Here is a 10876-nt window from a genome sequence, read left to right as displayed (position 1 = left end):
CCCGTCAACATCTCCGGGACCCAGGCCTTCGACACCCTGGACACGGCGCGCGGCGCGGGGTTCGTGCAGTTCACGATGCTCGCCCCGGCCTGCCTGGCCGCACAGACCGCGACGGTCACCGGCACCGGATTCACCGCACCCCCCTCGACCTCCTGCCTGACCGTCGCCCCGACCCCCTGACCGCTGACCGTCACCACGACGGGGTGTCAACTACGGCCACACGTCAGGCCCCTGGCGGGGACGATCTCGCAGAAGATCGGATCCGGCCGAGGGGCCTCACGTGTCCACCAGGGTCACAGACACTGCCGTTCTCGACGTGCGTCGGGAGACGGCCGAGCACCTGGCCAGGCGGCTGCGCGAGAAGATGGCCGAGCTCGGCGCACGCCGTGGACGCCGCGCACTGGGCTGATTCCGGCAGGCCGTGCTGGTCCCTTGCTGGTTCATCGACGGCGCGCACATGGCCCAACTCACCCGCGACAACGGCATGTCAGCACCAACGACATGTTGTAGGCGCCCCTCACGGCGAGCGGCCTCCGCGGCGCAGCCGAGGGGTTGGGAAGTGCGGCGGCGAAGGCGCGGAAGCCTTCGTCGTCGGTGGGCGGGGTGTGGCGGGCGGCGCCGATCAGGGCCAGCTGCCATTGGTGGGGGCCGATGCGGGCGGCGGCGGCGCCGCGGGGAGTTCGGGGCGAGGGTGGGTTGGTAGGAGGCGAACCAGTCCTGGTCGGGGCCGGGTTCCAGGGTGAATTGCCGGGATGCGTAGGTGACCTTGCCGTCCACCACCGTGCTCTCGGGGACGCGGTGGCCGGCCTGGGCGAGCTACTGCGGGAGGCGGGCGCCGCGGCCGGTGGCGTCCACGACCAGGTCGGCTTGTAGGACCAGCTCGTCGTCGGAGGAAGCTGACCGGTACGGCCGGCCGCCGACACCGATACGCGACCCGGCGGGTTCGCGGTCGAGCAGGGGGTGGCGGCCGCGAAGTCCGCCACCGGGCAGCCGCAGGCCACGAGTTCGGACCGCAGGCCCGGAAAGAGTTTCTCCAGTCGCTGAGCTCCGGCGTCGAGCAGTGCGTGCGGGTGGTGGGCCTGCGGGACGCCGGGCCGGGTGGCCGCTTCCTGTCCCGCGGCGGGGGCGGGTCGCGTTCGACGACGGTGACGTGGCGGAAGTGGTCGGCCAGGACGCGGGCGGCGAGCAGGCCCGCGTAGCCGCCGCCGAGGACCAGCACACGGTCCCACGCTGCTGTCCGGGCCATCGGGCGGCCTCCTCCTTGTGTGGCGAACCAGGGCTTCCGCCGGGGGCGGTCACGGCTTGCTCGCGGTGAGTACGACGTAGCCGGCCTGTGGCAGTGCGCCGTAGGCGGCGACGCTGCCGACGAACGCGTCGAAGGTGTCCGCGCCGATGTGGGCGGAGAATTGGTCGCGGGCGGCGTTCAGGTCGGAGACGACCTTGGCGAAGGAGGGACGGGCGTGGTCGCTGATGTCCGTGATGTCCAGCAGCCGCAGCCCGGCAGTCTCGATGAGGGCCGGGTAGTCGTCGATCTGGCGCAGTGTGGCGACCCGGCTGGTGGCACGGAAGGCGTCCACGACGGGCAGGTCGTGGACGTCGACGGGGCCTCGCAGGGCGAAGTCGGCGATCACGAGTCGTCCGCCGGGGTGCAGGACGCGCTTGAGCTCGGAGAGGACCTGGTGGTGGTCGGATATGTGGAGCATGGACTCGAATGCCCACGCAGCGTCGAAGGATGCGTCGGCGAAGGGGAGTTGGGCGGCATCGGCGTACTCGAAGCTCGCCTGTTCGTGCAGTTGTTGGGCCTGGGCGTTGGCGTTGGCGACGTTGACCTGGTGACGACTGACCGAGATGCCCACCACGCTCGCGCCGCTCGTTCGGGCAAGCCGCAGGGCGGGCTTGCCCGTTCCGCAGCCGACGTCCAGCACCCTGTGCCCGGGGCCAGCACTCAGGCGTTGGATGAGTTCGTCGGTCATCAGGTCCGGGGCGGCCTCGAGGGTGCTGGGGTCGTCGGGGTCGGGGCTGTAGCCGAGGTGGAGGTTTCCGTCGTAGGCGGCGGCGACCAGGTCGGTGAGCTGGTCGTAGAACTCGGCGACGGGGTCGGTCGCGTTCGCGTCGGGCATGACGTCTCCGGTGTCGGGGATCGTGGAAGTCGGTGCCGGGCTGTGGTCGTGGATGTGCCGGATGGCGGGTCGGTGTTCGGCGCGGTGGGCCGGTCGGAGGCTGAGTCCCGGGGCGGCCCTCAGACGCTCGCGGCCTGCTCGGGTGCCGGGCCGGGTGCGGCGGGGCGCCAGGCGTTGTGCGGAGGTTCCCGGCTTTCGCGGCTGATCGTCGGCTCGGGCTGGACACGGCGGGCGAGGTGGCCCAGGGCGAGCAGGGAGAAGACGTCGGCGAGCACGGGCACGGTGAACCCGAACGGGCGGGGTCCGATCGAGTCCGGGATGCTCGCGATCGACCCGTCCGGGCGCTGCTGGGACAGGAGATAGGCCGCGCCCCGCGCGGCGTGGCAGACCGCGTCGCGGGTACCGACGGCGGCCAGGGTGGTCAGCGCGTAGGCGGTGCTCAGGGCGTCGCTGGGCGTGCCGTCGCGGTGTCCCCAGCCGCCGTCGGCGTTCTGGGATTCCTGGACCAGGCGCAGCGCCCGTTCGGTGATGCGCCGGACGGCGGTTCCGGGTGTGGTGGAGCCGCCGCTCGCGGCGAGGGCTGCGCGGAAGACGGTGTGCAGGCGGCTGCGGCTCCAGTCCGGTGGGAAGGAGCCGTCGGCGCGCTGCTGGGAGGCGAGGAAGGTCAGCGCCCGGGCAACGGTGTCCTGCTGGCGGGGGCCTTGGGTGGCGAGGGCGTTGATCGCGGCAGCGGTCATGCCCGCTTCGGAGGGGGCGCCGGCGAGGTAGGTGGGGAAGCCTCCGTCGGGGCCGCGCAGGGCGTGCAGGGCGGCGATTGCGCGGGCGACCGGTACTCGGTGGGTGTCGGGGCCGGTGAGGTGGAGGACTTCGGTGGCGACCGAGGTGCAGTCCACGTCCGCGAGTTCGACCCCTTCGCTGTAGGACCAGCCTCCGGCGGGCTGTTGCAGGTCCATGAGGCGGCGGGCGACGGCGTTGACTACCGGTGCGCAGACTCCGGCGGTGTGCAGGGCGATGCCGGCGGTGGCGGTGACCCAGGTGTCCTCGTCGCGAATGAACGGCACACCTCCGTCCGGGCGCTGGTGCTTCAGCGCGGTGCGTACCCCGGCAGCGACGATGCGGTGGTGCCCGGGAAACCGGGCCAGGGCGTGCAACACGGACACGTGGATCAGGATGTTGCCCTCCCACACGCTCCCCGGCCGCTGGGTGGAACGGAGCAGGTCGAGATCACGGTGCTCCACCAGATGGGGCAGGCCGTGTGCGTGGGCCAGGACGGCCTTGACGGCGGTGACCTGGACCCGGGCCCAGGCGTGCAGAGCGCTCGCCGGGAACGCCTCGGGGCCGGGCATCGTCCCGGTGGGCGCGGCGCCGAGCAGCACCAGGACGGCCTGCAGGAGTGCCCGCTTGCGGGGGCCGGTGAAAGCCGGGGCCTGGTCGAGGAACTGGTCCATATCGAGCAGGTGGGCCTCCTGTGGCCGGCCGTCGAGGGCGGCTTGGGCCAGCAGGCGGTCCAAGGGCTCCGGGGTGTCGCGGTGCGCGGAGAGGTACGCGGCCAGACGATTCCTGGCGGCCGGTTCCAGGCGGGTGCGGTCCAGCAGCGCCAGCAGCAGCGCGGACTCCAGCACGCGGCTGCGGCACGGATCGCGCAGCGCACCGTCCGGACCCACCCGGTCCTCCACGTTTCGGCGCAGCCGTGCTGTGGCGGTCGCCAGGTGGTCGGGGAAGGCGCCGGCGGGCCAGCGGGGCTGGCCGACGGGTACCGGGGCGAGGCGCATAGGGGGTCCGTTCGTCGTCGGTCGCGGCCTGTCGCCGCCTGTGCACGAAGGTCGGGGCGGGGAAGCGCTCAGGAGGGCGGCGGGGCCGGATCGGAGACGTCGGCGAAGCGCCCGGTGATGGTCAACCAGTGCACGATGGCAGCCATAAACCGCTCCGTCAGGTCGACGTAGCGAATTACCTGTTGGATTCGGGCCGGTGACAGGCCCGGGGTCGCGCGCAGAGCCTGCGCCGTTGAGCAAAGTCCCGACCGCCGCTCCTCGACCATCGCGGCCACGCGCGCCCGGGCCTCGGCTGTGGAGCAGCCGTCCTCCCGGGCAAGGAGCGTCACCAGGTTGTCCTGGCCGGCGGACGCGTCATCGGCAGCCGAGGCCAGGTCGTTGGCCCAGCCCGCCACATCGGCCACTGCCTGGCGCAGGTCGTTGATCTGAGCTGCCAGCTGGGCGTTCTCCGGCATGGGCGCATGGCCGGTACGTTCCAGGACGTCCAGCATGGGAAGCAGAGTGATCGTGCGGCGCCGCAGGTCGAGGTAGTCCGCCAGCGGCAGACCGGCCCGGGCCCGGCGCAGTGCCGCCTCCTCCTCGCAGGCACGCAGGAAGTCGAGGTAGTCGGTGGTGAACCGGCTCCGCCACGCAGGCGGCATGCCCATCGCCGTGCGTTCCAACAGTCGCGCCAGCACCTCCGCGGGCGCCGTCGACACGTCCGGTGGTTCGTCAGGCGTGAGCACTGCGCGGAGCGCCGCGGTGAACCGTTCCAGCTCGCCTGGCACTGACCCCAGACCCCGCCGGTCGATCTGGTCGTCCACCCAGCAGATGAACACCGCCCACTGCGCGGTCAGCAGCACATCCGCTGCATCACGCCCGGGAAGTGCGCCCCCGGCCAGCACCTCAAGCCGCATGGCGGCCAGCCGCCGCACCTCGCGGGCGCTTGCGACCAGGCCCTCATCCCGGGCCCACAGCAACAGCGGCCCGGACTCCAGAGCCGGCACCGATACTGATGAGCTGTCAGTCATATGCCGATGTTGACAGGGCACCGCCACGCTCGAAGGCGAATCTGTAATCGAGCAGCGCTGCTGCCCCGATTTCTCTGTTCCCCAAGGCCGAGCCGGTAGGTCTGGAACAGCACGGCGGCGACGTCGATCCACTGGGTGGAGGCCGGGGTCACCCGGATGCCGGTGACGCACCTGTCGTACCAGTCCATCGTGCAGGTCGGTTCCGCTTGCACCCACTTCAGCGTGACCGGGTCCAGCGCGAAGACGTCCAGCCGAGTGGTGTCCATCAGCAGGTACTCCCCCGGTCGCGTGCGACGGAGCCTCCCGTACGTGCCGGTCGGCCGGGCGGCGATGTACCGGTTGCGCTTCATGCTCAGCCGGAACGTCGGCAACCGCCGCTCCGCGGCGGGCGGCGCAGGATCCCCCCGGTCCGGCTCATCGGGCGGTCGCCTTCCAGGGGCCTTGCTCGGGCCTGGCCTCGGTGTCCGTCCCCGGCCAGGGCGGCATGGTGACGGCGACGATCCGCAGCGGCCGGTCCGTGTCCTCGTCGGCCCGGAACTGGAAGGCCGTGCCGAGCGGGATCGAGGCCGCCGTCCCCGGCGCGAGCCGGACGGTCTCCTCCCGCCCGCCCTGGCGCCGCCACAGCCGCCCGCTGCCCTCGGTGACCTGCCACAGCTCCTGCACGGTGGCGTGCGACACCGCGTGCGACACCTGCCCGGGAGCGAGCTCGAACACCGCGAGGCTCCCCTGCCCGTCCAGCACCAGCAACGGGAACACCGCAGACCCGTCCGGGGCCGTCACCAGGGGGACGTCACCGACGTCCGCTGTCTGGAACGGTTGCTGACCCACCTGATTGCTCATCCGACCCGGCCTCTCTCGCATGACGGAGTACCTCGGTCCCGCCCCCACCGCTGATGGGAACACGCCGCGCCGGGCACCCGCCACCCTCGCTTTTCTCAGGGTCGCGGGCCTGCCGGGTCAGCCTTCCGACGGATCGCCGAAGTCGCGCAGGGCCTCGGTGACGATCGCGTCCAGCCGGGCGTGGTGGGCGCCGCGCCAGTAGGCCTGGCCGCAGTCGACGCACTGGGCGAAGGCGTCGTAGGAGCGCTCGGTGCCGTCCCGGAGCTGTTCGAGCACCGAGGTCTTGGCGGCCTCGCGCAGCACGCCGTTGCAGGTGGTGCAGCGGCTCCACGGGGCGAGCGGGGGCGCGAAGCGGGAGAGTACGTCGCGCAGCTGCTCGGCGGGGCGGTGGCTGTAGACGTAGGCGCCGGCCCACAGTTCGCGGCGGCGCAGCAGTCCGCGGTCGCGCGAGAGCAGGACGCGCTGTTCGGCGGCGGAGCGGGCGGCGAGCGCGGCGTCGCCGATGTCCGGGTTCTCGTAGGCCGCGTCGACGCCGAGCAGGCGCAGCCGGCGGGTCAGGGTGCCGAGGTGGACGTCCAGCAGGAAGCGCGGCGGGACGGGCGACGGCTGCGGCCTGGCCACGGCCCGGACGGTGACGTGCTCCTCGTCGACCGGGACGTACGAGTCGGGCACCGGGCGGCCGTCCACCAGCAGGCTGCCGACCTCGGTGAGCGGGACGCCCAGCGACTCAACCACGTGGCCGAGGGTCGAGGTGCCGTCGGTGCGCAGCGCCGAGCGGCCCGCCCGCCGGGGCCCGGAGACGAAGAGGTGCAGCTCGGGGGCGAAGTCGAGCCAGATCTGGGGTCGGTCCACGCGGCCAGCATGCCAGCGGTCGGCGGCCCGGGGCCACCGCTTTCCGCCCGGCGCTCGGAGCGGTCCCGGGTGCGCCCGGAGCGCCCGCGGTCGGCGCGTGCGACGGCCCGTGCGACAGCCGGGGCCAGGCCGGGCGCCGGCGGTGGGCCCCGCTTCGGGCCTCGGTCGCTCATGGGCCCTCGGTCGCCGCCACCCCGACGGCAGCGGACGAACCGACGGCTGCGGACGTCCCGACGGCTGCGGACGTCCCGACGGCTGCGGCGGGTCGCGGGGGCGCGGTCGGCGCCGGGTGGCCGCGGTCGCGCTCGGCCCAGCGGACGACCGGCCCCATCGCGTGCCCGGCCGCCAGGAAGAGGCCGCCCAGGACCAGCCAGCCCGCGAGCCCGCCGTCCAGCAGCAGGGTGGTCAGCAGTAGCGGCCCGAGCGTGCGGGCGACGGCCACGCCGGTGCCGAAGAAGCCCTGGTACTGGCCGATCCGCTCGGGCGGGGCGAGGTCGAAGCTGATCTGCCAGGAGCCCGCCGACTGCCGCATCTCCCCGATCACCTGGAGGACGGAAGCCGCCACCAGCAGTGCGCCGACCGCCCACACCGGCACGTCCAGGGCCGACAGGCCGAACACGGCGCACGAGGCCAACAGCACCGACCCGGCCGAACGGACCGCCCGGGCGGCCGAGACCAGGCCGGTGACGCCGCGCGCCGCCCGGACCTGGAAGCCCAGCACGGCCACGGTGTTGAGGACGAACAGGGCCGAGCCGAGCCAGCCGATGCCGGGCGCCCGGTCGGCGATCCAGAGCGGGATGACCAGGCTGAGCAGCGGCATCCGCAGCAGCAGCACGGCGTTGACCAGCGCGACGGCGGCGTACCGGCGGTCCCGCAGGACGGCGAGGCGCGGCCCGGTGCCCGACTGTGCCGGGGCGGGCGGGACTTCGGGCAGTCGCAGCAGGATCAGCGCGCCGGCCAGGAAGCCGAGGGCGGTCACGGCGAAGGCGCCGAGGAACGCGGCCCGGGTGCCGACGGCGAGCGCGATGCCGCCGATGGCGGCGCCAACGGCCAGGCCCCCGTTCAGGGTTGACTGCAGGTGGGCGAGCAGTGCGGTGCGCCGGGCGGGCGGCACCAGGGCGCCGACCAGCGCCTGCCGGGCGGCGGTGAGCCCGGACTGCGTCGTCGCGTAGAGGCAGACCGCCACCAGGAACGGCGGGTAGGAGCGGATCACCAGGAAGGCGGCGACCACCACCGCCGTGGCCAGCGCGAGGGCCACCGCCGTACGGCGCGGGCCGCGGCGGTCGGCCAGGTGGCCGAGCGGGACGCCCGCCAACGAGCCGAGCGCCCAGGCGACGGCGAGGCCGAGGCCGAGCGCGGTCGCCGACATGCCGACGACGTGGGTGAAGTAGAGCGCAGAGCAGGTGTAGTAGGCGCCGTCCCCGACGGCGCTCGCCAACTGGGCTGCGGCGAGCGTCCGTTGGGGTCCTGCGGGCGGGATGATTCGGGGCTCCGGGGCACTGCTGGTCGACACGTCTCTCCTGGCTGGGGGGCGGCGCGCGGGCCGGGTGTTCGCAACCGTTCGCGGTCCAGCCTAGGAAGGAACCGGCCCAGCCGAAAGATCCAGTGATCAAGGATTTTCCTGGGCCACTTCCCACCCCCGCCGCACCGGCGGGCGAGGGCTGAACCCGCGTGCGACAGTTGCCGAACACCCCACCCACGGACCCGAAACGGGCCTCGCCCGCACGGTCGCCGCGCCGTCCGTACCCGCTCCGAATCCACTCCGCCCGGCCCCCGCCAAGCGGAGACCACCCCACCGGAGGGCCAACATTGACCGTATTGACCGGTCAGTAACGCCCTCCTATGCTCAACGGCGTTCGCGATCCGGCACCGGGCCCGGCGCCGTCGTGCCCGTCCGGTCCGCCGTCGTCATCGGCTCCGTCATCGGCTCGAAGGGCTTCTCCCATCAGCACTCCCCTCGCCCGCTCGGACGACACCGACCGCCCGGGCGGCACCGACCGCTCGGACGCCCCCGGCCTCCCGTGCGAGGCACCCGCGCAGGCCGCCGCCGGCACGGCCCGCCGCCGCTTCCTCACCTACCTGCTGGCCGCGCCGACCCTCACCGTCGGCGCCCGGCTCGGCCTCGACGCCGCCGCGCCCGCCACCGCGCAGGCCGCCGTCCGCACCGCCGCGGCCGCCCAGGACGCCGCCGCCCCCTCGCAGTTGATCGGCCTTCCCGGCATCCCGGACATCCTGGACCTCGGCGACGCGCTGATCGTCGCCGGCCTGCCGACCTCGCACCTGCTGGTACTCGAACTCACCCCCGCCGGGCGCGCGGTGCTGCACCTGCCCCGGCTGGAGGTCGGCCAGGGCCTCACCACCGCCATCGCGATGCTCGTCGCCGAGGAACTCGACGCCCGGCTCGGCGACGTGGACGTCCCGCTCTCCGACGGCCGCCCCGAACTGCTCTTCAACCAGCTGACCGGCGCCTCCAACTCGGTGCGCTCGCTCTACGACCCGGTGCGCGCCGCGGCCGCCGCCGCCCGCGCCCGGCTGGTGACCGCCGCCGCGCGGCGCTGGAACGTTCCCCCGGACACCCTGCGCACCGCCGACTCCGCCGTCCTCGCCCCCGACGGCCGCCGGGCCGGCTACGGCGACCTCGCCGCCGACGCCGCCGCCATCGCCGTCCCGGCCGTGTCCAGCAGCCCCAAGAGCGCCGACCAGCTGCGCCTGGTCGGCCGGCCCACCGGCCGGATCGACGCCCGCGACATCGTCACCGGCCGCGCCAAGTACGCCGGGGACCTCGCGATCCCGGGCGCCGTCCCCACCGTGGTCGCCCGCCCCACCACCATCAACGGCACCCTCCGGAGCCTGGACGCCTCGGCCGCCCGCACCATGCCCGGCGTGCTCGGCGTGGTACAGATCCCCAGCGGCGTCGCCGTCCTCGCCGAGACTTTCGACCAGGCCCTCAAGGCCCGCGACGCGCTGCGCACCTCGTGGAACCCGGGGCCGGTCGCCCACCTGTCCACCTCCGACATCCGCGCCCAACTGCGCGCCGCCCACGCGCCGTTCCTCATCCCGCCGCTGCTCACCCCGTACGTGGACGGCGAGTTCGACTTCGCCTTCGTCAACCACGCGCCGATGGAGGTGCTGACGGCCGTCGCCGACGTGCGGCCGAACCGGGCCGAGCTGTGGTTCGCCTCGCAGACCCCGATCATCGCCCAGCAGACCATCGCCGCCGAACTCGGCCTGCCGCAGGACGCCGTCACCGTCCATGTCGTGCGCGGCGGCGGCTCGTTCGGCCGGCGGCTGTTCTTCGACGCCGCCCTGGAGGCCGCCCAGATCTCCAAGGCCGCCGGCCGGCCGGTCAAACTCATGTGGACGCGCAACGACGACATGCGCCACGGCCGGATGCGCCCGGCCAGCCACCACCGGATCCGGGCCACCTACGGACTCGGCCAGGTACTCAGCTACGAACACCGCGCCGCCACCGTCAAGACCGACTTCCGGCACGGGCTCGGCGAGATGCTCACCGGCGCCGGCTTCAACCTCTCGCTGGCCGGGCTCAGCCTCGCCCAGGCCTTCTTCCTGCTCAGCGAGAAGAACCCGTACAACGTCGGCATCCCCACCCAACTGCTCGCCGAAGTGCCGCTGGACGTGCCCACCGGCAGCTGGCGGTCGGTCTACTCCGGCACCGTCCGGGTCTCCGACGAGATCATGATGGACGAACTCGCCCGCCGGATGGGCCAGGACGCCGTCGCCTTCCGCCGCGCCCGACTGCGCAGCGCCGCCGGCCGGGCCGTCCTGGACGCCGTCGCCAAGGCCGGGAACTGGGGCCGCCCGATGCCCCCCGGCCAGGCCCAGGGCATCGGCTACCACGACGAGAACAGCGGGTGCGCCGCCTACCTGGTCGAGCTGGACGCCACCGACCCGACCAATCCCCGGGTCACCAAGGCCGTGATCGCCGCCGACCTCGGCCGGGTCATCAACCCCACCGGCCTGGAAGCCCAGTTGACGGGCGCGCTGATCGACGGCATCTCGGTGATCCTGCACGCGGGCAACCACATCGACAACGGCGCCGTCCGCGAGGGAAGTTACGCCGACTTCCGGTACGCCCAACAACGGCACACCCCGCCGGTCGTCGAGATCCACCTCATGCCACCGAGCGGACCGCCCGGCGGGGCGGGCGAGTTGGGCGTCCCGGCGGCCTCCGCCGCGGTCGCCAACGCCTACGCGCGCGCGACCGGCACCAGCCCGCGCTCCTTCCCCATCAACTTCTGACCCCCCGGACCAAGGAACGCCA

At 73.6% G+C, this 10876-nt stretch carries 8 protein-coding genes and 2 pseudogenes; 3 read left to right on the top strand and 7 right to left on the bottom strand.

Features of this window, described 5'->3' with window-relative positions:
• On the top strand, positions 1-180 hold a 180-nt coding region (locus tag ACIO5E_RS10405; RefSeq protein ID WP_400665738.1), incomplete at its 5' end, for a hypothetical protein.
• 100 nt (positions 181-280) lie between these two features.
• Positions 281-502 (top strand): annotated as a pseudogene (locus ACIO5E_RS10400) (IS5/IS1182 family transposase); the annotation flags it as partial.
• Positions 503-1295: 793 nt separating this feature from the next.
• Here ACIO5E_RS10400 and ACIO5E_RS10395 read toward each other — a convergent pair.
• From ACIO5E_RS10395 to ACIO5E_RS10365, 7 genes and pseudogenes are all read right to left on the bottom strand, one after another.
• Entirely contained in the window at positions 1296-2120 is an 825-nt protein-coding gene (locus ACIO5E_RS10395) for an SAM-dependent methyltransferase (RefSeq protein WP_400665736.1), read from the bottom strand.
• A 119-nt stretch (positions 2121-2239) separates the two neighbouring features.
• Positions 2240-3892 (bottom strand): prenyltransferase/squalene oxidase repeat-containing protein, encoded by a 1653-nt coding sequence (locus ACIO5E_RS10390; RefSeq protein WP_400665734.1) that lies wholly within the window; start codon positions 3890-3892, stop codon positions 2240-2242.
• A 68-nt stretch (positions 3893-3960) separates the two neighbouring features.
• Positions 3961-4902: a terpene synthase family protein gene (locus ACIO5E_RS10385; protein WP_400665732.1), complete on the bottom strand. Its 942-nt coding sequence runs from the start codon at positions 4900-4902 to the stop codon at positions 3961-3963.
• Between the two features lie 92 nt (positions 4903-4994).
• Positions 4995-5285: pseudogene (locus tag ACIO5E_RS10380) on the bottom strand (transposase); the annotation flags it as partial.
• Between the two features lie 31 nt (positions 5286-5316).
• Positions 5317-5730 carry a cupin domain-containing protein gene (locus ACIO5E_RS10375; RefSeq protein WP_400665730.1) on the bottom strand — a complete coding sequence of 138 codons (414 nt, stop codon included), beginning with the start codon at positions 5728-5730 and terminating at the stop codon, positions 5317-5319.
• Between the two features lie 129 nt (positions 5731-5859).
• Positions 5860-6594 (bottom strand): Mut7-C RNAse domain-containing protein, encoded by a 735-nt coding sequence (locus tag ACIO5E_RS10370; protein ID WP_400665728.1) that lies wholly within the window; start codon positions 6592-6594, stop codon positions 5860-5862.
• Between the two features lie 169 nt (positions 6595-6763).
• Complete coding sequence (locus ACIO5E_RS10365) at positions 6764-8107, bottom strand: MFS transporter (RefSeq protein ID WP_400665726.1); 1344 nt, start codon at positions 8105-8107, stop codon at positions 6764-6766.
• A 329-nt stretch (positions 8108-8436) separates the two neighbouring features.
• Here ACIO5E_RS10365 and ACIO5E_RS10360 point away from each other — a divergent pair, with 329 nt between their 5' ends.
• On the top strand, positions 8437-10854 hold the full coding sequence (locus ACIO5E_RS10360; RefSeq protein WP_400665724.1) for a molybdopterin cofactor-binding domain-containing protein: 2418 nt from the start codon (positions 8437-8439) through the stop codon (positions 10852-10854).
• The last annotated feature ends 22 nt before the right edge of the window (positions 10855-10876 follow it).

Source organism: Kitasatospora sp. NPDC087314, from assembly GCF_044744365.1.
Classification (GTDB): Bacteria; Actinomycetota; Actinomycetes; order Streptomycetales; family Streptomycetaceae; genus Kitasatospora.
Note: the sequence above shows the minus strand (reverse complement) of the source record. Positions and strands in the feature narration are given on the sequence as shown.